The sequence below is a fragment of the Micromonospora sp. CA-246542 genome (assembly GCF_050942905.1).
GTDB lineage: Bacteria > Actinomycetota > Actinomycetes > Mycobacteriales > Micromonosporaceae > Micromonospora.
Genome location: NZ_CP192040.1, coordinates 2,472,753 through 2,493,378, shown reverse-complemented (window position 1 = coordinate 2,493,378; position 20,626 = coordinate 2,472,753). Strand labels below are relative to the sequence as shown.

Sequence of the window (20,626 nt, the reverse complement as noted above, 5' to 3'; positions counted from 1 at the left end):
TCCTCAGCCGAGACGGGCGACGAGCGCGCGACCGAGGTCCCGGCCGGAGCGCCAGGCGCTCTGCACGCGGGGTGGGCCGAACGCGTCGCCGGCCAGGCCGATCCCGTCCGCGTCGAGGTGGTGGGTGACGTCGGTGGGTTGGCCGGTCGGCTTGGCGTACGTCCAGCGGTGCACGTGCACGTCGGCGGCCTCCTCGGGCAGACCGAGCAGGTCCCGGACGGCCTGCTCGATCGCCGGCCCGGCGGCGCTGGGCTGGGCCAGGTGCCCGGCGGCGAACTCCGGAGCGGTGTGCGCGACCAGCACCGGCGCGTCGTCGCCCCGCCGGTCGCCGTCGTCGCAGACGAGGCTGAGCACCGGATGGTCGTTGACGAACGCGCCACGGAAGGTCGGCCACCGCCGGGACCCGAAGCGCAGCACCGCGGAGAGCGTCGGCGACCAGGTCTGCGCCTGCACGGCGCGGGTGGCGTCGGCCAGGGCCGGATCGAGCAGCAGGGCCGCCTGTGGTCCCGGCACGGCCAGGGCGACGGCGTCGTACGCCTCACCGTCGACCGTCGGCCCGGGTTCCACGGCGAGCACCAACCGGTCGACGGTCACCGGCACCGGACGGGCGAGGTGTTCGACGAGCGAGCGCAGCCCGCGTGGGGCGGCGTAGCGCAGCGGGCCGGGCACGTCGTGCCGGCCGTTCGTGTCGTACGCCCGGAAGGTGTCGGTCCATTCGCGGACCAGGCCGGCGGCACGCCACTCGTCGACCACGGCGGCGAAGTCCGGGTCGGTGGCCGTGAAGTACGCGGCGCCGATGTCGGCGGGACGGCCGTCGAAGCGTTTGCTGGCCATCCGGCCGCCACTGACGTGGCCCCGTTCACGGACCCGCACCGGCACCCCGGCGCGGGTCAGCTCCACGGCGCACGCCACTCCGGCGATGCCCGCCCCGACCACCAGCACGCCTGCGGAGTCCACGCTCATCCGATGATCCTAGGGTCTGTTCCATAGACCGCTCTCATGAAACAGACCCTGGGGGCATGAACCGGCGGTGATCGGGGTACTGGCACACCTGTTCGAAGAAAGGGTGATGAGAATGACGGACCGTAGCAACGAGCAGGCCGACCCGCGCGGCGCGATCAAAGACCCGGACGAGTGGGTCACCGGCGACGAGCCGCCCACGGCGGCCCAGGAGTCGTACCTGGCCACGCTGGCCCGGGAGGCGGACGCGACGCTCCCGGACGACCTGACCAAGGCCGAGGCCTCCAAGCGGATCGACGAGCTCCAGGCCGAGACCGGCCGGGGCCAGTAGGCGCGCTGGTCAGCGACGCGGCAGGGTGTGCAGGCGTACGGACGTGAGGCTCCCCCGGGTCGTCTCGGCCTCGAGGTAGGTGGCGTGTGGCTGGGAGCGGCGGTCGGTGGGCGACCCGGGGTTGAGCAGGCGCAACCCGTTCGGGGCCACGGTGTCCCAGGGGATGTGCGAGTGCCCGAAGACCAGCAGGTCGACGTCGGGGAAACGGGCCGCGCACCGCTGTTCGCGGCCGGTGCGCGGACCCGTCTCGTGCACCACGGCGACCCGTAGCCCGTCGAGGTCCACGCGGGCCACCTCGGGCAGCCGGGCACGCAGCGCCGGCCCGTCGTTGTTGCCGTACACGCCGACGAGCTGTCGCGCGCGGGCGGTCATCGCGTCGAGCAGCGACTCGTCGACCCAGTCGCCGGCGTGCAGCACGACGTCCGCCGCCTCGACCGCCGTCCACAACTGCTCCGGGAGGTCCCGGGCCCGCTTGGGGAGATGCGTGTCCGCCGTGAGCACCAACCTCATGCCGGCATCATCCCCCGGGCGTGGGCGGCGTGCTCAGCGCGACGCCGGGGTGAAGAAGGCGGGCGGCATGCCCAGGCCGCGCAGCGCCGGGTCCTCTTCGACGTCGCTGAGCACACCGGCGGCGTTGATCAGACCGATGTGCGAGAACGCCTGGGGAAAGTTGCCCAACTGCTCCCCGGTCAGCGGGTCGATCTGCTCGGCGAACAGTCCCAGATCGTTGAGTCGCGCGAGCAGCGTCTCGAACAGCTCGCGCGCCCGGTCCCGTTCGCCGGCCAGCGCCAGGCAGCAGACCAGCCAGAACGAGCAGATGAGGAACCCGGCCGGGTCGCCGTCCCAGCGTCGCAGCAGGCCGTCGTGGGACAGCTTGTCCTCCACGGCACGGATCGTCGAGCGCATCCGCTCGTCGTCGGCCGGCAGGAACCCCACCAGGGGCATCACCAGCACCGACGCGTCCAGGTCGTCGGACTCGTAACTTCCGGTGTACGCCCCGACCCGCTCGCTCCATCCTCGTTCCAGCACCTCGGCACGGACCTTGTCGCGGGCGGCCGCCCAGCGGGCCACGTCCTGCGGCTCCCCCAGTCGGGCGCCGAAGCGGACCGCCCGGTCCAGCGCCGACCAGCAGTGCACCTTCGAGGACACGTGGTGGTGTTCGATCCCGCGCTCCTCCCACATCCCGGCGTCCGGCAGCGGCCAGTCCCGGGCCGCCTTGTCGGCGAGGGACCGCAGCAGGTGGTAGACGTCGGGCTCCAAGGGTTCCAGCCGGTCACGCATGAGCCAGGCCGCGTCCATCGCCTCGCCGAAGACGTCGGTCTGGCGCTGCCGCCACGCGTCGTTACCGATCATCACGGGCGGGCTGTCCCGGTAGCCGGCGAGCTGGTCGAGGCGGTGTTCGGTGAGGTCCCGCTCCCCCAGCACCCCGTACATGATGGGCACCGGCTCCTCGTCGATCCGGCCCATCGCCCGGCCGAGCCAGGTGAACTGCCGCTGCACCTCGTCGAAGCAGGCCGTCCGCCACAGCGCCCGCAGGGTCAGGCTGAAGTCGCGCACCCAGACGTACCGGTAGTCGTAGTTCCGGTCCCCGCCGAGTTCCTCCGGCAGCGACGTCGTCACGGCGGCGACCACCGCGCCGCTGGGTCGGTACGTCATGCCCTGCACGATGAGCGCGCTGCGTCGGACATGATCAGCGTAGATCCCGTGGTACTCGTGCCTCCGGACCCAGGAGCGCCAACCCTCGGCCGTGTCGGCGATGGTCCGGTCGGCTTCGGGCACCTGCGGTCGCGGCGAGTCGTAGGTCGGGGCGTACCCGAGGGTGAAGTTGTTCGTCGTGCCGACGCGGACGGTGAACGTGGCGGCGGCCTCGCCGTCGCCGCAGGTCAGCGGCACGCTGGCGACCAGGGTGAGCCGGCTGGCCCCGCCGACCGCCTCCAGGGCGCCGTCCCGCTCGACGAGGAACGCCGTGGTACGGCCGTACTCGAATCGGGGTCGGTAGTGCACCCGCATCGGCACCTCGCCGGAGAGGCCCCGAACGCTGCGGACGAGCACCTGCGGCGAGCGGTGACCGATGTCGTGCTCGCGCGCGCCCGGCTCCAGGGCGAGCGCGTCGGTCAACTCCACCTCGCCCCCGGCGGTGTGAAAGACGGTCCGCAGGACCAGGGTGTCATCGAGGTAGCTGCGTTCGACGGTGAAGTCGTCGGTCTCCGGCCGGATGGACCAGTGCCCGGCGTCCTCGCCGATCAGCCGCGCGAACACCGACGGCGCGTCGAACCGACCCGGGCACCACCAGTTCACCGACCCCGACTGGTCCACCAGAGCCGCGCTGCGGCCGTCCGCGAGGAAGCCGTGGTCGCTGATCTTTGCGGTCTGCACCCGTCTGCCTACCCGGGCCGTCCCCGCGCATGCCTCCCGAGCCGCGGCACCCACCCGCCGACCCGGCGTTACCACTCGGCACTTGCGGGAAACCGGGCGGCTGACGAGGGAGGATGCTCATGACCTCAGCTCCGGAGCCGACCGCCGCCTGGCGGCCCGGCGCAACCAGTGGTGACGTGCTTCCGTCCGGTCCCGCAGGCCGCCCGTCGACACCCGGCGCGGACGGGCACGGGCCGGAAGGTGGCGCACCCACCGTAACGATCGGCTCGTATCCGGACTATCCGTCCGCGCAGAAGGTGGTCGACTACCTGGCGGACAACCGCTTCCCGGTGGAGCACACCGCGATCGTCGGGACGAACCTGACGCTTGTCGAGACGGTGCTGGGACGGATGACGACGGGCCGCGCGGCCCTGCTCGGCGCCGGCACCGGCGCCTGGTTCGGGCTCTTCATCGGCCTGCTGTTCGGCATCTTCACCGTCGGCAACTGGCTGGCGGTGATCCTGGTCGGACTGGTCATCGGCGCGATCTGGGGCGCCGTGTTCGGCGCGGTCGCGCACGCCATGACCGGCGGACAGCGCGACTTCACCTCGGCCAGCTCGCTCCGCGCCGGCCAGTACGCGGTGACTGTCGACGCGCAGCTGGCCGACCAGGCAAGGCAGCTCCTGGGCCGCATGCAGATGGGCGGCTCCCGCTGAGCCACGGCACGCCGACACCCGTCGACACCCGCCGCCGATCTTGCACTTTCTGCGCTACCAAGTTGGTGCAGAGCGGGCATATCAATGACCGAAAGTGCAAGATCGGCGCGCGCCGGGGCGAGGGCTCAGTAGCCGGTCTTGGCGACCTCGCGGCGGCAGACCAGGGCGAGGCTCATGCCCTTCTCGACGTCGCCCGGGTCGTCCACCGACCCCTTGAAGCCGTAGCTCGACCCGTCGGGTGACAGCTCGACGTCCACACCCTTCGCCTTCAGGCACTTGACCACGGCGTACGTGAAGTCGCGGGCCTTCGGGTTGGCCGGGTCCTCCTCCCAGGGTGGGAGCGGGTTGAGGGGTTCGCACGCCTTGTTGGCGGCCTCCCGGGCGGCGTCGCCGAGCGGGGGCTTGCGCTTCTGCCGGATGGCGATGACGTCGAGCCCGTGCTGCTTGAGGCAGTCGTCGTACGGCTTCGTCTTCGCGGCCCGGTCCGCGTCGGTGTCGTCGAGGCGGAACCTCGGCGCCTCGACGGTCGGCGGCGCGCTGCGCGACGGCGACGCGGCGGTTGCCGTCTGGAGCGTGGCGACGTCGGGCTCTCCTGCACCGGTCTTCGCGCCGCCGGAGTCGCATGCGGCGGTCGCCGCCACGATGACGGCCGCCAACACCAGGAACGCCGTGCGCTGCCTCGCCATGCTGTGCCTCTTTCCCGTCGTGTGACCGATTCGGCCCCACCCTGGCGCAGGCATGTCAGGAAGCTGTCAGCTCGGTGTTCGTAACCGGTTCTCCCGCTCGCCGGTCAGTCGTGGTACGCCAGTTCGCCGGCGCGCAGCGGAACGTCGATCCGGTTCTCGGGCGGCGCGAGGGGGCAGGCCCAGCGGTCGTCGTACGCGCAGCTCGGGTTGTAGAGGTAGTTCACGTCGAGGCGGACCCGGTCACCGGGCAGCAACTCGACGCCCCGGCCGAAGGTGCCCTTCACCGTGTCGGTGAGGTAGCGGCCCCCGCCGTACGTCTGCTGTCCGCAGGTGCCGTCGCGCAGCGGCACGAACAGTCCGCCCCCGTACGCCTCGATCCACCACAGCGTGAGCGGCCCCCACGACGTCTCGGCCACCGCCACCCGCCGGTACGTCACGACCCCGTCCGGGCCGCCGGTGTCGATGCTCAGCTCACCGCTGGCCGGCCGCAGCGGCGCTTCGACCACCGCCTCCGGGTTGGGTGGGAAGTACCGCACACCGCGGAAGGCGGGCCGTTCGTCGGGCGGGATGGGGCTCTGCGGGTGGGTGGCGAAGAGGTCGTCGCGGCCGGCGCGGAAGCCCGCCAGGTCGACGTCGGACAGGTACAGCCGGGCGACCCGCTCGCGCCAGTCGGCCAGCTCCAGGTCGGTCAGCATGTCGGGGACTCCTCGTCGAGGGACAGCTCTCCGGGCTTCAGGGGCCGGCCGCACGCCTGGCAGCGCACCTCGGCGACGAACACCTCACCGCAGACGTCGTGGATGAAGTTGATTGTGGGCACGTCGGCATCGCTGTAGGTGTCGCCCCAGCGCTTGAGCACAAGGATGACCTGCCCGAGGTCCCGACCCTTCTGGGTGAGTTCGTACCCGGCGACCTTGCCGTCCTCGGAGGAACGGGCCTGGAGGATTCCGGTTTCGGCCAGTTTCCGCAGTCGGGCGGCGAGGACGTCCCGGGGTGCGCCGACCGCTCGCAGGATCTCGGTATAGCGCGACGCGCCGAAGGCGAGCGCTCGCACGATGTGCAGAGACCACCTGTCGTTGACCGCGTCGAGCGCCACCGCGAGAGTGTCCCGCTCTGGTTTGGAATTCAAACCGGGGGTGCTACGGTTCATCTGGTTGGACATTCAAACCACACTACCCGAGGAAGCACCCATGACGTCGCCATCCGATTCACCCACCAGGCGGGAGACGCCCGTCACCACCCAGCGTGCCGCCTGGCTCTCTCTGGTGATCACCGGGCTGATCATCGGCACGGCGTTCATCGCCGTCTACGTCGGGCTGCAACGTGATCCCGCGCCGAGCCGCCTGCCGATCGCGGTGGTCGGCGACCAGCTCGCCACCGCCGCCCACGCCGGTCTCGGCGACGCCGTCGCCGTCACCCCGGTCACCAGCGTCGATGCCGGCACCGCCCTGGTCCACGACGGCGACGCCGTCGCGGTCCTCAGCCCGACCGCCCCCGACAGCGTGCGGCTCGACTACGCCGGCGCGAGCGGATTCAGCGAGAGCGGCGCCGCCCGGCAACTCGTGGCCGGTTTCGCCCGCCAGGCCGGCGTGACGGTCCAGGAGAACGACATCGTCCCGCTGGCGAGCTACGACAGCCGCGGGCTGTCCGCCTTCTACGTCGTCTTCGGGGTCACCCTCTCGTCGTTCGTCCTCGCGCAGGGGCTCACCGCGGCCACCGCGAAGGTGCGCCTGCGCCACCGGCTCTACGCGATGGGCGGATTCGCCGTCCTGATCGGCGTGGTCGCGGCCACCGTCGCCGGCCCGGTGTACGGCTCACTGACGGCGCCGTTCCCCCTGCTCGCCCTGTCGCTGATCCTGCTCTCGGCGGCCAGCGCCTTCACCACGAAGGCCCTCGGCGCCTGGCTCGGGCCGATCGGTATCGCGCTCGCCGTGCTCACCCTCACCACCATCGGCAACGCGACGAGCGGAGCGACGATCGGCGTCGACCTGCTGCCGAGCTGGGCGCAGGCGATCTCGGCGAAGCTCCCGCCGGGCGCGGCCGTTCGCGCGGTGAACAACTTCGGCTACTTCGGCGGCTCGCACACGCTGGTGCCGCTCGCGGTGCTCGCCGCCTGGTTCCTGGCGGGGCTCGGGTTCGTGCTGCTCCGACAGCGGACCGCAGCGCGACGTCCGATCGCCGCCGAGGCTGGCCGATGACCGCCCGGGTGAGCCCGTACCTCAGCTTCGCCGGCAACGCGCGGGAGGCCATGCGGTTCTACCAGTCGGTGTTCGGGGGCGATCTCCAGGTCGCCAGCTTCGGCGACCTGCACGGCCCCACCGGAGCGGCGGCCGACGACCTGGTCGCGCACGCGATGCTCCGAGGCGCGTCCGGGATCGTGCTCATGGGCTCGGACCGGACGCCGGGCGACGACCGACCCGGCGGCACGTCGTCGATCACGCTGGGCGGTGATGACGAGACGGAGATGACCGGGTACTGGGAGCGGCTCAGCGCGGAAGGTGCCGTCACCGTCCCGTTCGCGCCGTCACCGTGGGGCGCCCGCTACGGCAGGTGCACCGACCGGTTCGGAACCGACTGGCTGGTGAACCTCACACCACCTCCGGGGCCCTGACCTGGGCCGGAGTTGCGGTGAATAACGGCCGGGCAAGCATGGACCACCATGCTCGCCCGGCCGTCACCGCCGTGGCCAGTTGCTGAGAACAGCATCCAGGGCATCGAGGGTACGGATCCAGGAATCGTCCGTCGGACGCGGCGTGTGGCGGAAGCTGCCGGTCCGCTCCAGGCTCACAAAGCCGTGGAAGGTGCTGTGCATCATCCGGATGGCGTCGGTCTGGTCGGGCTCGGCGAGCCGGTAGCCGCGCAGGATGGCCCGGGTCATCTCCGAGTGCCGAATACCCGCGCTCGCGGCGGCCGTCTCGGGGTCGAGGTCGATCTGCATGGCGGCGTAGCGGCCGGGATGCCGCGTCGCGTAGTCCCGGTACGCGTTGGCGAACGCGACGAGCGCGTCCTTGCCGGCCCGGCCGGCGAGCGCGTCGGAGACCTGGTCGGCCAGCTCGGCGAGCGCCAGCAGGGCGATCCGGACGCGCAGATCGCGGGCGTTCTTGAGGTGGAAGTAGAGGCTCGCGTCCTTCACCCCGAAGTGCCGCGCGAGGGCGGCGACTGTCACGTTCTCGACGCCCACCTCGTCGGCCAGGTCGGCCGCCACCTGGGTCAACCGCTCGACCGTCACGCCGGCACGTGCCACTCGCCACACCCCCAAACTAGCCTTGTTAATCGGTTGCCTAGGAGAGCTAGGCTACTACCTATGCTAGCCATCACCGAACCCGCCATCCGCGCCTCCTTCGTCAACTGCACGCAGGGCGAGGCGAAGCGGCTGGCCGTACCGACCGATCTGGAGACGTACCCCTGGGACGACCTCGACTTCCTCGGCTGGCGGGACCCCGCCGCGCCGCAGCGGGCGTACCTGGTCGCCGAGACCGACGACGGCCCCGTCGGGGTCGCGCTGCGGGTGGCGCCGCAGCAGACCGGGCGGGTCCGGCGCAGCATGTGCTCCTTGTGCCTGACCACCCACAGCGGCGACGGCGTCTCGCTGATGACCGCCCGCAAGGCCGGCCGCGAGGGCCGGCAGGGCAACTCCGTGGGCGCGTACGTCTGCTCCGACCTGGCCTGTTCCCTCTACGTCCGGGGGAAGAAGGACGCCGGTCGGCGGATCGAGGAGACCCTCACCCTGACCGAGAAGATCGACCGCACCACCGGCCACCTGGCCGCGTTCCTGCGCCGGGTCACCGAGTAACCGGCGGTCGGTCGAGCACGTAACCCCGCGCTATGAGCAGTCGCAGAATGCGGTCACCTGGACGACGTCCGTGACCTTCACGGTGACCGCTGGTGTCTCCGCGACGAGCCCGACGGTCTTCGCCATGTCGTCAGACCAGACGACGAGGTCATCGGCTCCGGGCGTCGGCCGGACGGCGGAGGTCGTGAGAATCGCCTTGATCTGAAACGTGGCGTTGACGGGCGGCTTTTGGACGTAGGCCAGAGCAACCCAGTCTCCACCGGGAATCTCTTTCGTGGAATCCCACTGGACGTAGTACCGCGGCACGTCTCCGGGGCAGCATTCACGCGCGATCAGCACGTACGAATGCAGCCCCGTCGCGGCGCGCGTCCTGCCGCGTACCTCAACGGCGCAGGCGTCTTTCACACACTCCACGGTGGCGCCATCTGCCGACGTCGGCGTGAGGATCATGACAGGCGGTGGAGGGCTGGGCGACGGCGCCTGCGCCTGCGCCGGGGCCGACGTCGGGGACACAGAGGTCGGGGGGCGATCGGACTCGCCAGACTTCTCCGACAGAGCACTCGGTAGGCCGACGGCGAGCGCCACGATCACCCCGGCAGCGGCAGAAACTGCGGCCACGGCTTCCCACGGCCGTGACGGAGAGCGGGATTGCCGGCCTTCACTGTCTCCTGTGGCCGGTGGCGACGTGACTTCGTCGGGGACATCATCTGAACTGCCAGGTGAAGCACTTTTCTGAGCCTCTTCCTCGTTCACCCCATATCCCCCATACCACCTCAACGGCCGCCGCCAGAATATCGCGAAATCCACTATCGGCGATGGGGTCAATTATGGGCTTGTTGCTGCGAAGAGTCTCTAGGTCGGCGTCGAGCTGCCCTATGTAGGTGTAGGCCCTGTCGAGCTGCCCCAGATCTGGGCCGACCGTCGACTCGCATAACGCGGTCGACGTAGCCTGCCCCATTTCCGGGGCAGCTCGACAGGGCCGAACCAGCAGAGGTAGCACCTCGGCCCGCACATCCGGAACTCGGCACCGTCGCGTGCAAGGACGCCGATATGGAACAGGCGCTGAGCCCGCGGGCGGCCTCGGACGCAGTCAGCGATCAGGGGTGGCGGTATTTGCTGGGCGCGCTACGAACGTCCCTGAATCCCTCACTTACCAGGGTCTGAGCGCTCCGGCTTCTCTGCGAAGACCTGGGCCGCGACCTGGTAGCCGTCGAACGCGCGTGCTACGCCAGCGTAGGCCGCGACCTGAAGAAAGACTTCGACGATCTCTTCCTTGGTGGCGCCGGCGTTGAGCGCGATGCGGAGCTGACCACGGAGGGGCTCCAGGACGCCGAGTGTCGCCGCGATGGTGACGGACACCAGTGCCCGCGTCCGTGTATCCAGGTGCTCGGTGCGCGGCCAGACGTCGCCAAAGGCGTGCATCGTCGCGATCCGTTTGAAGTCTGCGCCGTTGGCTGGCTCACCAGGCGTGGCGCCAAGAAAGCGCTCCAAGCGGAAGCCCAGCAGACGCTCAGCCGTGTCCAGCGCGGCGGCGTACCCCGGGTCTGTCGCCGCAGATGTCGGATGGTCCGTCGTCACGATGCTCACTCTTTCATGCACAGGGACGAAGCAGGCGAGATCCGGCATTTCGAAGGTGGCTGAGGCTCAGCGGACCGCCCATGTCGAGAGCAGGCTGTTAGCGGTCGGTGGACAGGCGGGCGTGCAGGTGCTCGTCGTAGCGGCGACCGTCGCCGTACCGGTACGACTCGCGTAGCGTCCCCTCGGCGGGGTAGCCGGCCCGGTCGGCGACCCGGCAGGACGCCGGGTTGGCGACGGCGTGGCACAGCTCGATCCGGTGCAGCCGGAGGCTGTCGAACGCCCACGCGGTGAGCCGGGCGACGGCCCGCGTCGCGACACCGCGCCCGCGCGCCGCCGGCATCGTCCAGTAACCGATCGAGGCGTCGCCATGCCGGATGTGGTGCAGCGACACCGAGCCGAGCAGTTCGCCGTCACCGGCGTCGGTCACCGCCAGCGAGGCGTGGTCACCGAACGACCAGTCGGCCCGGCGACGCACCCAGAGCAGGGCGACCTGTTCGTCGACGGGGCCGTCGCCCTGCGGGTTCCACTGGGCGATGGCCGGGTCGCGCAGGGCGTCGAGCACCGCCGGGGCGTCCGCGTCCCGCCAGGGGCGCAGCAACAGATCGCCGGCGGCCAGCTCCACATGTTCCACGAGGCCGGAGTCTGGCACACGCCGCGTCGGTCCCGCCGCCGGATTGCTCAGAGGCTCCTTCAAAGCTGTACGAAGCGAGCCTGCAACCGGACAGACGTGACGCAGGCAACCCCGAACGTCACTAGTTAAATTTTTAACTAGTGCTAGTGTCGTGGTCGTGACAGAGAGCCTGGACAGCACCCGAGCGGCCGCCTGGCGCGCCTACATCGAGGCCAGCCAGCGCCTGTTCACCCAGATGGAAGACGACCTACGGGCCGACAGCGACCTCAGCTTCGCCGACTACCACGTGCTGGTCCTGCTCTCCGAAGCGCCGGGGCAACGGCTGCGCATGGGCGAACTGGCCGGCCGTCTGGTCTTCTCCCCCAGCCGCCTCACGTACCAGATCTCCTCGATGCAGCGGCGCGGCCTGGTCAGCAAGGAGCCCTGCCCGGACGATCGGCGCGGCAGCGAGGCCGTGCTGACCGCCGCCGGGCTGCTCACCCTGACCGAGGCCGCACCCCACCACCTGGCGTCGGTGCGTACCCATCTGATGGACGACCTCGACGACGCCGAGGTCGCCTGCCTCACCCGGATCTTCGACCGGCTCGGCCGCCGCCTGCGCGCGGCCGGGACCACGTCGGACACCCACGCCACACGCTAAGGAGCCCCGCGATGCCCGCGATCACCGTTGACAACGTCCTCGTCCTGCCCCGCCTGCCCAAGCTGCACAAGGCCACCACGGTCCGCAAGGTCCGCAAGGTGACCACCGCGCCCAGCGGCTTCGAGGGCGAGGGTTTCCCGGTCCGCCGGGCCTTCGCCGGGGTGTCGACGACCGAGCTGGACCCGTTCATCCACCTCGACCAGATGGGTGAGGTCGACTACGCGCCGGGAGAGCCGAAGGGCACCCCGTGGCACCCGCACCGCGGCTTCGAGACCGTCACGTACATCATCGACGGCGTCTTCGACCACCAGGACTCGCAGGGCGGCGGCGGCACCATCACCGACGGCGACACCCAGTGGATGACGGCCGGCAGTGGCCTGCTGCACATCGAGGCGCCGCCGGAGCACCTGGTGACGAGCGGCGGCCTCTTCCACGGCACGCAGCTCTGGGTCAACCTGCCCCGCAAGGCCAAGATGAACCCACCCCAGTACCAGGACATCCGGGGCCGGGAGTCGGCGCTGCTCACCACCGAGGACGGCGGCGCGCTCATCCGCGTCATCGCCGGTGAGATCGCCGGGCACAAGGGGCCGGGCTCCACCTTCACGCCGATCACCATCAGCCACGTCACCGTCCAGCCCGGCGCGCAGGTCGACCTGCCCTGGAACCCCAACTTCAACGCCCTGGTGTACGTCCTCGGCGGGCGCGGCACCGTCGGCGCCGAGCGCCGACCGGTCCACACCGGCCAGCTCGCGGTGCACGGTCCGGGCAACGCGCTGCGCTTCAGCGCCAACGCCACGCAGGACAGCAACACCCCGGCGCTCGACCTCTACATCATGGGCGGTCAGCCCATCCGCGAGCCGGTGGCGCAGTACGGGCCGTTCGTCATGAACACCCGCGACGAGCTACTCCAGGCGTTCGAGGATTTCAAGGCCGGCCGACTCGGCGTCATCCCCACCGAGCGCATCCCGCACACCAACGGCAAGCGCCAGCGTCCCTGACGCAGATCACGCCGAAGGCCCCCGGTGCGAACCGGGGGCCTTTCGCGTAGTACCGGTCAGGCCGTCTCGTGGGCCTTCGCCATGTCGACGAACGCCCGCCAGGCCGCCGGGCTGAAGACCAGCGCGGGGCCGGCCTGGTCCTTCGAGTCCCGAACGCCAACGACGCCGGGCAGATTGTCGGCAACCTCGACGCAGTCGCCACCGTTGGCGCTGCTGCGGCTGCTCTTGCGCCAGATGGCGCCGGTCAGCTCCATGTCCCCGCCACTTCCCTTATGAGTTCAATCGACTGCTCATGAGACAGTGCCATGCCACGCACGTTCTCCCATGCTGCCATCAGGGCAACCAGTTCCGAAGGCTCGGACGCCACCTGACCGTGGAGCTGGGTGTCCAGATATCCCGCAGTTCGATTGTCCGCGGTGCTGGCGATGACGAACGGGCCGGAGAGACCAGCGTATGCCCCGGCGGACAGAGGCACCACGTGGACGCGTACGTGCGGCAGGCGCCCTGTTCCCGCTAGCGATTCAAGCTGCTCCCGCATCACCTCGGGGCTGCCCACGCAACGCCGCAGGATCCCCTCGTCCACTACGGACGTCAGCCACGGCGGGCCGTCCTTGGCGAGCACCGACTGGCGAGACATGCGGGCAGCTACACGCCGTTCCACCTCGTCGGAGGTGAGCTGCCCGGCTGAGGTGAAGAGCGCACGTGCGTATTGCTCGACCTGGAGCAGACCAGGCAGGACGAGTGGCTGATAGGAGCGCAGCGCATGCGCCTCACGTTCGATCACCTCCCATGGGCGGAACCAAGCGAGATCACGTGTCCGGCGAATTGTGTCCGGCCATATGTCGGACACTGCGCAGCCGAGTGCCCCCGCTGCGGCGGTCCGGTGTGCCTGATGAGGGATTCGGTCCTCACGTAACCATCGGTCCGTCGTCTTGGGGTCAACGCCGATGCGTCCGGCCAGCGACTCTGTTGTGTGGCCGGACCTTTGCAGCGCCACCCGTAGCGCGTCATTCACCGCGACACCTCCGGGCACAGTGGATTTCCGGACACCATACCGACACGGGCTGTTTCTGTCTGACTACAGATGGCAAGTTCGTGCCAGACGGCGCGGCCGGCAGGGACCACCCGAGACCCGGCGGACGCGTTCGTGCCGGGGCCGCCCCTGACCGGCGAGCACTTACGGGGGCGGCCCCTTCCCACGACGACAGCGCGAAGGAGGCACCGTGCGCTTCACGTTCTGGCGCAGCGAACCCGTCCCGATGGTGGGCCACCCGATCCGGGCACAGCGGGCGTACGGGGGTCGGGCGTGATCTCCGCGCAGGTTCCCGGACCCGATCGTGGGCCGGTCGCGGACCGTCCGCGCCGGCACGGCCAGGCCCCGCCGCACACGCCGCTACGGCCGCACTGGGCCTGCCGCGCCGACGGCCAGCCGTGGCCCTGCGCGACCGCACGCCTGATGCTGAAAGCCGAGTACGAGAGCAAGATGCCGAGCCTGTCGATCTACCTGGCCGGACTGTTATACGAGGCGATGCGCGACCTGTACCACCTCAACCCGCACGACGGGCCGAGCCCCCGAGCCCTGTACGACCGGTTCGTCGGATGGGGACCGTTCCGCAGACCGATCGTCGAACCTACGACCGCGCACTGCGATACGTAGACGATCTATTCCCGGCCGCCGACAGCAACCAGCCCTTCCGTACCGGCACGACCCGCGCCCGCTCCACCTACCACCGCTGGCAATCTTGGACAAATTCCGTTAGCTGCTAACGGAATTTGTCCAAGATCTACCCTGCCGGCTGTCTCCCGCGCCCCAACTCGCTACGACACGTCACCGACCGACGGGCGTTCGACCACGTTGCCAAGCTGGAGGATCTCTACGAGTTGGGAGAAGGTCGGGGTGACGATCCGCCATGAGCACTGCTGCGGATCGGTCCAGAAGTCGCTGGCCACGATCTGGGGGTCGGCGGCATCGGTGCGATAGTCGAGGGCCATTGCGACGTCGTCACCGGGGATGCGGTTGACCGCAATCAACACTGCCTGCTCCGCGTCGAGCCAGGGCAGCTCGACGCTGGCGGTGGCGGTGCTGCCGCGCGCCTCCCGGAAGAGGTGCGACGACGGTGGGTCGTCGGCGAACACGGCGAGCGATCCACTCTCGCGGCGCATCCACTCGACGCTGGTCAGGAAGTCCAGCGGAGATTCGAACCAGGGCATGAGATCGCGGAGAACCTCGTCACCTGGATGGCGCCAGCGGCCGGTGTTGAGGAGTTCGGTCATCAAGGCGGGCAGCACCAGGCCGTTGACGTGCAAGGGGTTCTCCACGCGCACCGCCGCATGTTAGCCCTTCGCAAAGGTGCGGAGGGTGTCGTAGAACGTGGTCTTCGGCCACGGTGGAGTCTCCGGGGCGGCTTTCCAGGTGAGGTGGACGAGCGCCCAGCGTTCGGGAAGGTCCCACCACGGATCGGCCAAGGTGGTTGTTGGCCGCCCGCTGTCATCCACGGCCCCGATCCTAGGGCCACAGGTGATCGTCTCCAGTTCAGCGATGTCGGGGCTTCCCGCGCGACGGGATGCCCCGACATCGGCGACCTGGAGACGATCAAGGCGCCGGAGCCAGCCGGACCGCTCTGATTCCGCAGGGCAGCTACCTCAGCCGAGGCCATAGGCCGCCAGGGCGGCGTCGAGCATGCCTTCCTGCTGATCCGCCGGGTAGGCGGCGGGATCCGCGGCGGCGAGAGCTGCGACTCCCTCGGTCATTGCGATCAACCCCAGGGCGACCGTGCCGACCCGGTCGGCCGGCCAGTCCGGGGCGGCTGCGGCGACCAGCCGCTCGGCCCGTTGCCGCCAGGCCCGGTTGTTGCGGCGGTGCATGTCGATCAGTTCGGCGTCCGCTACCGCCGCAGCCAGGAAGCCCAACCAGACGATGCTCCAGTTGGTCGTCTCCGGATCGGTCGCCATGCCCTCGCGGAGGACCGCGCGCAGTGCCGCCCGTGGCGAGGGAGCCGCGGCTTCGAGTGCCTCGACCCGCTCCCGGGTGATGTCGTGCAGCAGTTGCCGGGCGTGCAGCAGCAGCGCTCGACGGTTCGGGAAGCGGTGCATGACCAGGCCGGTCGTGCAGCCGGCCGCCGCGGCGACCGCGCGCACCGTCAACTTTTCCAGGCCCTGCTGCGCGAGCACGTCCCACACCGCGCGCGACAGTGCCTCGCCCTGGGCCGCTCGGTCGGCCGGCAGCGACACGATTTTCACCCTCCGTTGTCGTCGTAACGGATGTTACCGTAACGCTTGTTACCGAGCATTGGTGAGGAGCGGCATGACCTGGATCATCAAGCAGCGGCCCTGGACCGACCCGGCGGGAGAGGCGCTCCGGCTGGCGCAGAGAGCCGAACTCGACCTGCGCTACGGTACCGACGACCACGAGCCCGGCCCGCCGCCGACGGCCGACGACATCGACCTGTTCCTGGTCGCGGTCGACGACGCCACCGGCCAACCGCTCGGCTGCGCCGCGCTGCGCCGCCTCAACCCGGTCACTGTCGAGATCAAGCGGATGTACGTGGTGCCGGCACGCCGCGGCTCGGGGCTGGCGACCGACCTGCTCCGGGGGCTGGAGGACGCCGCACAGGAGCGCGGTTGGACGACCATCCGGCTGGAGACCGGCGTGGCCCAGCCGGACGCGATGCGCTTCTACGAGCGCGAGGGCTACCGCGAGATCCCGCTGTACGGCGCGTACGTGGGCTCCGACAACTCGGTCTGCTACGAACGCGTCCTATCTGACAGAGCACCCGATGGCGGCCACGTCGTGGGAAGCGTTCAGATGCACGATCCCGGGTCGTCGGCCGAGCCGATGATGGCGTAGAGGGCCCGTCGCAGCTGTGCGACCTCGGCCGCCGGGATGGGCCGGACCGCGTCGGCCTCCCGAGCTTCGGCTCCGGCGGCGATAGCCTCCCGCACCGCGTCGCCCTTTGAAGTGATGGCGACGATGCGGGCCCGCCGGTCTCGCGGGTTGACGCGCCGTGAGACGAGTTCGAGGCGTTCGAGCCGGTCGATCTCCGCAGTGAGGGTCGTCTTGTCCATGCCGAGGGCCTGCCCGAGTTCGACCTGGGTGAGATCGGCGGTCTTGTGCAGGGCGCTGAGGACGATGTGGTCGCGCAGCGTCAGGCCGTGGCGTTCTGCTTCCGCGCCGACGAGTGCGTGCATCCGCTGGGCCGCCCGGTGCAGCAGCCACGTGAGTTCGGAGTCGGGCCCCGGTCCCAGGGTGGGGCGCTGCGGTGCCTCGTCGTCGATCGTCGGATCGGGGCGGCTCGAGGCGGGTGAGGCCGGCATGGTCACAGTGTGACGCTCGGGAACCGGGACGGCAGGAGCGGGATGCTGTCGTAGGCGGCGACATCGTGGGCCGGAACGACCTGCAACACGCGGCTGAGGGCGATGCTGCGCCGCAGGCCGACCCGGACGGTCTCGGCGTCGACATCGGCGACGCGGCGCATCAGCCACGGGCGTTGCGCACCACGGGAGATGCCGTCCATCTGCCAGGTGAGGTCGCCGATGAACGCATACCGCTTCCCGGCGGGCAGCGTGACGAACACGACGACGGAACCCGAGGTGTGCCCCGCGGCGAGGGCCACGATCACCGAGCCGTCTCCGTAGAGGTCGAAGCTCGCCGGAAAGCCGAGGTACTCCGGGCCGTCGAAGGCGTACTCCCGGATCTCCAGGCCTTGCGACACCGCGCGGAAGACCCTGCCGTGCGAGTCGTCGGCGCCGTAGCGGATCTCGGCCTCGTTGATCCACACCGGCACCCGCAGGGAGTCCAGGCCGCTGACGTGATCCCAGTGCACGTGCGTGACGAGCACGCCCAGAAGCCGGGACCGGTCATAGCCGGCCGCATCGAGTTGCTGCGCCGCGGTCCGGCCGAGCCGGTAGGGAGCACGCTCCATGCGCGCCAACATCTTGATGTGCTCCGCCACGTGCTCGCCGAACCCGGCGTCGATGAGCAGGTCGCCCTTCGGATGGGAGACGAGCACGGCGGTGGCCGCGAAATCCCGCTTGTCCCGGATGGATCCTCCGGTCACGGCGAACACCGCCCGCGTCGTATAGGTGCCGGTGGGCAGGCGGTACAGCGCCATGTCGGCCGGCGGAGTCGCCTCGGGCAGCCGGCCCGTCCAGTACGAGGAAGGTGAGATGACCACGCCCGAAACCGTACGACCCAGGAACGTCCGAGTCAAGAACGTCTGAGCCAGGAGGATTCACCAGGTCGATCTTGCACTTTCTGCTCGGTCATAAACGCCCAAAAACGCTTATCTCGGCAACTGAAAGTGCAAGATCGACGGGGAGTGGGGCGCGGCGACCCCGGAGCGCCGCCTTACGAGACCGCGAAGATTCCCGCGACCCCCAGGATCACCATCACCAACACCGCTACCAGCGCCCCCCGTTCGCTCTCCACCGCCGGCTCGCGGTACTCGTTCACGGGGTTCGTCGTTTCGCGGGGCATGGTGTGGCCTCCTTGGCTGTTGTCGCTGCTCGCGTGGCGTCATCCAGGTCACCGGTCGGGCGGCCTGGCATGCGGACCCGCGTCGGGGGTCCTACCGTGAGGACGTTGTCGACCTCCGGGGGGCTGGACGTGCCGTTACAGGACTGGTTCCTCACTGCGCAGGAACGCGCCAACCCGGTCTCTGGGTTACCCGTCTGGACCAGGGGAAACCTCGCCGAGCCGTTGATTCACGGCGCGGCGTACTTCGACCGGCTGGTCGAGGAGGTGGAGGCGTTGACCGCCGGCGACCACCTCTTCTTCACCGACTGGCGGGGTGACCCGGACCAGCGGCTGCGCCCGGACGGCCCCACCGTGGTGCAGCTCTTCGCCCAGGCCGCCCAGCGCGGCGTGGTGGTCAAGGGCCTGATCTGGCGCTCACACCTGGACGCGCTGGCCTACAGCGAGGCCGAGAACCGCAACCTCAGCGAGACGGTCTCGGCGGCCGGCGGCGAGGTGCTGCTCGACCAGCGGGTCCGCCGGGGCGGTTCGCACCACCAGAAGCTGGTGGTGTTGCGGCACGTCAACGCCCCGGAGCGGGACATCGCCTTCGCCGGTGGCATCGACCTGTGCCACAGCCGCCGCGACGACGCCGCGCACGGGGGTGATCCCCAGCCGGTGCAGATGTCCTCCCGGTACGGCCCGAACCCGCCCTGGCACGACGTGCAACTCGCGGTACGCGGGCCGGTGGTCGGCGCGCTGGACACCCTGTTCCGGGAGCGCTGGACCGACCCGATGCCGCTGGACTCGGAGAACCCGGTGGCGTACGCGCGGGACCGGCTGCGCGGCGCGGACCTGCGGCCGGACCCGCTGCCCGAGCAGCCCGCCGACCCGCCCGAGTGCGGGCCGCACCAGATCCAGGTGCTGCGCACCTACCCCGCCGTACGGCCGCGCTACTCGTTCGCACCGGACGGCGAGCGGACCGTGGCCCGGGGCTACACCAAGGCGGTACAACGGGCCCGCCGCCTCATCTACCTGGAGGACCAGTACCTCTGGTCGACCGAGGTGGCGAACCTGTTCGCCCAGGCGCTGCGGGAGAACCCGGACCTGCACCTGGTCGCCGTGGTGCCCCGGCACCCGGACGTGGACGGCCGGCTCGCCCTGCCGCCCAACATGGTCGGCCGCGAGCAGGCGCTGTCGCTGTGCGAGCGCGCCGCGCCCGACCGGGTGCACGTGTTCGACGTGGAGAACCACGCCGGTACCCCGGTGTACGTCCACGCGAAGGTCTGCGTGGTCGACGACGTGTGGGCCAGCGTCGGCAGCGACAACTTCAACCGCCGCTCCTGGACCCACGACAGCGAGCTGTCCTGCGCCGTCCTCGACGACACGCGCGACGAGCGGACGCCCACCGACCCGGCGGGCCTCGGCGACGGGGCCCGCGCCTACGCCCGGGACCTGCGGCTGCGGCTCTGGCGCGAGCACCTGGACCGCGACCCGGACGGCGCCGACGACACCGATCTGCTCGACCCGGCCGACGCCGTCGCGGCCATCACGGCCGCGGCCGACGAACTGCAACGGTGGTACGACGGCGGCCAGGTCGGCGAGCGTCCGCCTGGCCGGCTGCGCCCGCACCGCCCGGAGCGGCTGCCCTGGTTCACGCGGGCCTGGGCGCTGCCGGTGTACCGGCTGGTCTACGACCCCGACGGCAGGCCGCTGCGCGCGAGGCTGGCCGGCACCTGGTGAGCCGGCCGGGTCGACTCGGGCAGACCGGCCCCGCCCGGGTGCACGCTGAGCCCTCCGGGGTAGGCGAACGACGAGCGCGGTGAGAAGTAGCCGAACCCGATGATCAGCGGGTTGGCGGGGCGCAGCGCGTACATCGGGTGTCGGGGTTGCAGGAACTCCACCGACTCGATCTCGAACGGCGTGACCGGCTCGGCCACGTACGGGTAGACCGAGCTGAGCAGTTGACCGTCGCGCTGGGTGAAGTAGCGGTGGTGCCCGCTGCTGATCACGTGCCCGGTCTGTCCGACCCGACACCGGGCGCGGATCAGCGGCACGCCGTCCGCCTCGGTCTCGGATTGCAGCGCCTCGCCGTTGAGCTTGATCGTGGTCAGACCGGCCTGCACGGGAGCGCCGCGCGCCGTGGCGTACTCGCGGACGATCCGACTGGAGGCCACGTAGTGGGTCCACCAGCCGCCGGGGCTGAGCCCGCCGGGGGCGTCCACGCCGGCCAGCGAGACGCCGAGGTACGTCAGCGAGTACGCGCCGAAGCCGGAGGTCTGCGTCTCGTCCTCGACGACGTACTGGTTGAGGAACACCTGTCGGTCGGCACGGGGGTGCAGCCCGGTGGGGACCAGGGCGGCGACCGCGTCGGGATCCGCTGGCAACCAGCTGAAGTAGAGCGTGTGACTGTTCACGACGAGCTGGGGAGCGGTTGGATCGAGCATGGTGCCTCCGAACCGGGTGTCTACTCTGCGACGCTACGGCCG

Annotated in this window: 29 protein-coding genes; 10 read left to right on the top strand and 19 right to left on the bottom strand. The window is 70.4% G+C overall.

Annotated features, from left to right (window positions below):
• Nucleotides 1-3 precede the first annotated feature (3 nt).
• Nucleotides 4-942, bottom strand: coding sequence for an NAD(P)/FAD-dependent oxidoreductase (locus ACQP0N_RS11665; protein WP_433121574.1), 939 nt, complete (start codon nucleotides 940-942; stop codon nucleotides 4-6).
• 133 nt (nucleotides 943-1,075) lie between these two features.
• On the opposite strand from ACQP0N_RS11665, the gene ACQP0N_RS11660 reads away from it, so the two are divergent.
• A complete protein-coding gene (locus ACQP0N_RS11660) occupies nucleotides 1,076-1,291 on the top strand; it encodes a DUF3072 domain-containing protein (RefSeq protein WP_334549942.1) in 216 nt (71 codons plus the stop codon).
• Nucleotides 1,292-1,300: 9 nt separating this feature from the next.
• On the opposite strand, the gene ACQP0N_RS11655 is transcribed toward ACQP0N_RS11660, so the two are convergent.
• Entirely contained in the window at nucleotides 1,301-1,801 is a 501-nt protein-coding gene (locus ACQP0N_RS11655; protein WP_433119903.1) for a metallophosphoesterase family protein, read from the bottom strand.
• A gap of 33 nt (nucleotides 1,802-1,834) precedes the next feature.
• Entirely contained in the window at nucleotides 1,835-3,667 is a 1,833-nt protein-coding gene (locus tag ACQP0N_RS11650; RefSeq protein ID WP_433119901.1) for a glycoside hydrolase family 15 protein, read from the bottom strand.
• A 119-nt stretch (nucleotides 3,668-3,786) separates the two neighbouring features.
• On the opposite strand from ACQP0N_RS11650, the gene ACQP0N_RS11645 reads away from it, so the two are divergent.
• Entirely contained in the window at nucleotides 3,787-4,362 is a 576-nt protein-coding gene (locus tag ACQP0N_RS11645) for a general stress protein (RefSeq protein ID WP_433119899.1), read from the top strand.
• 125 nt (nucleotides 4,363-4,487) lie between these two features.
• On the opposite strand, the gene ACQP0N_RS11640 is transcribed toward ACQP0N_RS11645, so the two are convergent.
• The 3 genes from ACQP0N_RS11640 to ACQP0N_RS11630 form a co-directional block, all read right to left on the bottom strand.
• Nucleotides 4,488-5,048, bottom strand: a complete 561-nt coding sequence (locus tag ACQP0N_RS11640; protein WP_433119897.1) for a hypothetical protein — start codon at nucleotides 5,046-5,048, stop codon at nucleotides 4,488-4,490.
• A 104-nt stretch (nucleotides 5,049-5,152) separates the two neighbouring features.
• Nucleotides 5,153-5,740, bottom strand: coding sequence for a DUF1684 domain-containing protein (locus ACQP0N_RS11635; protein ID WP_433121572.1), 588 nt, complete (start codon nucleotides 5,738-5,740; stop codon nucleotides 5,153-5,155).
• Nucleotides 5,737-6,174 carry a winged helix-turn-helix transcriptional regulator gene (locus ACQP0N_RS11630; protein ID WP_355053438.1) on the bottom strand — a complete coding sequence of 146 codons (438 nt, stop codon included), beginning with the start codon at nucleotides 6,172-6,174 and terminating at the stop codon, nucleotides 5,737-5,739. The genes ACQP0N_RS11635 and ACQP0N_RS11630 overlap by 4 nt, the downstream gene beginning before the upstream one ends.
• Nucleotides 6,175-6,235: 61 nt before the next feature.
• Here ACQP0N_RS11630 and ACQP0N_RS11625 point away from each other — a divergent pair, with 61 nt between their 5' ends.
• Both ACQP0N_RS11625 and ACQP0N_RS11620 read left to right on the top strand, forming a co-directional pair.
• Entirely contained in the window at nucleotides 6,236-7,243 is a 1,008-nt protein-coding gene (locus ACQP0N_RS11625) for a hypothetical protein (protein WP_433119895.1), read from the top strand.
• Nucleotides 7,240-7,656 (top strand): VOC family protein, encoded by a 417-nt coding sequence (locus tag ACQP0N_RS11620; protein ID WP_433119893.1) that lies wholly within the window; start codon nucleotides 7,240-7,242, stop codon nucleotides 7,654-7,656. Before ACQP0N_RS11625 ends, ACQP0N_RS11620 begins: the two co-directional genes overlap by 4 nt.
• Nucleotides 7,657-7,719: 63 nt before the next feature.
• On the opposite strand, the gene ACQP0N_RS11615 is transcribed toward ACQP0N_RS11620, so the two are convergent.
• Nucleotides 7,720-8,289 (bottom strand): TetR/AcrR family transcriptional regulator, encoded by a 570-nt coding sequence (locus ACQP0N_RS11615; protein ID WP_433119891.1) that lies wholly within the window; start codon nucleotides 8,287-8,289, stop codon nucleotides 7,720-7,722.
• Between the two features lie 60 nt (nucleotides 8,290-8,349).
• On the opposite strand from ACQP0N_RS11615, the gene ACQP0N_RS11610 reads away from it, so the two are divergent.
• A complete protein-coding gene (locus tag ACQP0N_RS11610; RefSeq protein WP_433119889.1) occupies nucleotides 8,350-8,838 on the top strand; it encodes an FBP domain-containing protein in 489 nt (162 codons plus the stop codon).
• 30 nt (nucleotides 8,839-8,868) lie between these two features.
• On the opposite strand, the gene ACQP0N_RS11605 is transcribed toward ACQP0N_RS11610, so the two are convergent.
• The 3 genes from ACQP0N_RS11605 to ACQP0N_RS11595 all read right to left on the bottom strand — a co-directional run bounded on the left by ACQP0N_RS11605 (nucleotide 8,869) and on the right by ACQP0N_RS11595 (nucleotide 11,047).
• A complete protein-coding gene (locus ACQP0N_RS11605; protein WP_433119887.1) occupies nucleotides 8,869-9,288 on the bottom strand; it encodes a hypothetical protein in 420 nt (139 codons plus the stop codon).
• 696 nt (nucleotides 9,289-9,984) lie between these two features.
• Complete coding sequence (locus ACQP0N_RS11600) at nucleotides 9,985-10,425, bottom strand: carboxymuconolactone decarboxylase family protein (RefSeq protein ID WP_433119885.1); 441 nt, start codon at nucleotides 10,423-10,425, stop codon at nucleotides 9,985-9,987.
• An 88-nt stretch (nucleotides 10,426-10,513) separates the two neighbouring features.
• The gene (locus tag ACQP0N_RS11595) at nucleotides 10,514-11,047 is read right to left on the bottom strand and encodes a GNAT family N-acetyltransferase (RefSeq protein ID WP_433119883.1); all 534 of its coding nucleotides are present in this window, start codon (nucleotides 11,045-11,047) and stop codon (nucleotides 10,514-10,516) included.
• Between the two features lie 157 nt (nucleotides 11,048-11,204).
• Here ACQP0N_RS11595 and ACQP0N_RS11590 point away from each other — a divergent pair, with 157 nt between their 5' ends.
• Nucleotides 11,205-11,687 (top strand): MarR family winged helix-turn-helix transcriptional regulator, encoded by a 483-nt coding sequence (locus ACQP0N_RS11590; protein WP_355053446.1) that lies wholly within the window; start codon nucleotides 11,205-11,207, stop codon nucleotides 11,685-11,687.
• 11 nt (nucleotides 11,688-11,698) lie between these two features.
• Complete coding sequence (locus ACQP0N_RS11585) at nucleotides 11,699-12,685, top strand: pirin family protein (RefSeq protein WP_433119881.1); 987 nt, start codon at nucleotides 11,699-11,701, stop codon at nucleotides 12,683-12,685.
• A gap of 56 nt (nucleotides 12,686-12,741) precedes the next feature.
• Here ACQP0N_RS11585 and ACQP0N_RS11580 read toward each other — a convergent pair whose 3' ends face one another.
• Complete coding sequence (locus tag ACQP0N_RS11580) at nucleotides 12,742-12,939, bottom strand: DUF397 domain-containing protein (protein ID WP_433119879.1); 198 nt, start codon at nucleotides 12,937-12,939, stop codon at nucleotides 12,742-12,744.
• Nucleotides 12,930-13,700, bottom strand: a complete 771-nt coding sequence (locus tag ACQP0N_RS11575; RefSeq protein WP_433119877.1) for a DUF5753 domain-containing protein — start codon at nucleotides 13,698-13,700, stop codon at nucleotides 12,930-12,932. The genes ACQP0N_RS11580 and ACQP0N_RS11575 overlap by 10 nt, the downstream gene beginning before the upstream one ends.
• A gap of 291 nt (nucleotides 13,701-13,991) precedes the next feature.
• Between ACQP0N_RS11575 and ACQP0N_RS11570 the strand changes: the two genes are divergently transcribed.
• Nucleotides 13,992-14,342 (top strand): hypothetical protein, encoded by a 351-nt coding sequence (locus tag ACQP0N_RS11570; protein WP_433119875.1) that lies wholly within the window; start codon nucleotides 13,992-13,994, stop codon nucleotides 14,340-14,342.
• Between the two features lie 161 nt (nucleotides 14,343-14,503).
• On the opposite strand, the gene ACQP0N_RS11565 is transcribed toward ACQP0N_RS11570, so the two are convergent.
• The 3 genes from ACQP0N_RS11565 to ACQP0N_RS11555 all read right to left on the bottom strand — a co-directional run bounded on the left by ACQP0N_RS11565 (nucleotide 14,504) and on the right by ACQP0N_RS11555 (nucleotide 15,916).
• On the bottom strand, nucleotides 14,504-15,010 hold the full coding sequence (locus ACQP0N_RS11565; protein ID WP_433119874.1) for a hypothetical protein: 507 nt from the start codon (nucleotides 15,008-15,010) through the stop codon (nucleotides 14,504-14,506).
• A gap of 9 nt (nucleotides 15,011-15,019) precedes the next feature.
• A complete protein-coding gene (locus ACQP0N_RS11560; RefSeq protein ID WP_433119872.1) occupies nucleotides 15,020-15,181 on the bottom strand; it encodes a hypothetical protein in 162 nt (53 codons plus the stop codon).
• Between the two features lie 147 nt (nucleotides 15,182-15,328).
• Nucleotides 15,329-15,916 (bottom strand): TetR/AcrR family transcriptional regulator, encoded by a 588-nt coding sequence (locus ACQP0N_RS11555; RefSeq protein ID WP_433119870.1) that lies wholly within the window; start codon nucleotides 15,914-15,916, stop codon nucleotides 15,329-15,331.
• A 73-nt stretch (nucleotides 15,917-15,989) separates the two neighbouring features.
• Here ACQP0N_RS11555 and ACQP0N_RS11550 point away from each other — a divergent pair, with 73 nt between their 5' ends.
• Nucleotides 15,990-16,532 carry a GNAT family N-acetyltransferase gene (locus tag ACQP0N_RS11550; RefSeq protein ID WP_433119868.1) on the top strand — a complete coding sequence of 181 codons (543 nt, stop codon included), beginning with the start codon at nucleotides 15,990-15,992 and terminating at the stop codon, nucleotides 16,530-16,532.
• Here the strand turns inward: ACQP0N_RS11550 and ACQP0N_RS11545 are convergent.
• From ACQP0N_RS11545 to ACQP0N_RS11535, 3 genes are all read right to left on the bottom strand, one after another.
• Entirely contained in the window at nucleotides 16,487-16,999 is a 513-nt protein-coding gene (locus ACQP0N_RS11545; RefSeq protein ID WP_433121570.1) for a MarR family winged helix-turn-helix transcriptional regulator, read from the bottom strand. The two genes, ACQP0N_RS11550 and ACQP0N_RS11545, sit on opposite strands and share 46 nt — an antisense overlap.
• A 2-nt stretch (nucleotides 17,000-17,001) precedes the next feature.
• Nucleotides 17,002-17,859 carry an MBL fold metallo-hydrolase gene (locus ACQP0N_RS11540; protein WP_433119866.1) on the bottom strand — a complete coding sequence of 286 codons (858 nt, stop codon included), beginning with the start codon at nucleotides 17,857-17,859 and terminating at the stop codon, nucleotides 17,002-17,004.
• Between the two features lie 173 nt (nucleotides 17,860-18,032).
• Nucleotides 18,033-18,161 carry a hypothetical protein gene (locus tag ACQP0N_RS11535; protein WP_355050233.1) on the bottom strand — a complete coding sequence of 43 codons (129 nt, stop codon included), beginning with the start codon at nucleotides 18,159-18,161 and terminating at the stop codon, nucleotides 18,033-18,035.
• A gap of 129 nt (nucleotides 18,162-18,290) precedes the next feature.
• Between ACQP0N_RS11535 and ACQP0N_RS11530 the strand changes: the two genes are divergently transcribed.
• Nucleotides 18,291-19,880, top strand: coding sequence for a phospholipase D family protein (locus tag ACQP0N_RS11530; RefSeq protein WP_433121568.1), 1,590 nt, complete (start codon nucleotides 18,291-18,293; stop codon nucleotides 19,878-19,880).
• On the opposite strand, the gene ACQP0N_RS11525 is transcribed toward ACQP0N_RS11530, so the two are convergent.
• A complete protein-coding gene (locus ACQP0N_RS11525) occupies nucleotides 19,829-20,584 on the bottom strand; it encodes a hypothetical protein (protein WP_433119864.1) in 756 nt (251 codons plus the stop codon). The genes ACQP0N_RS11530 and ACQP0N_RS11525 overlap by 52 nt on opposite strands.
• Nucleotides 20,585-20,626: the final 42 nt, after the last annotated feature.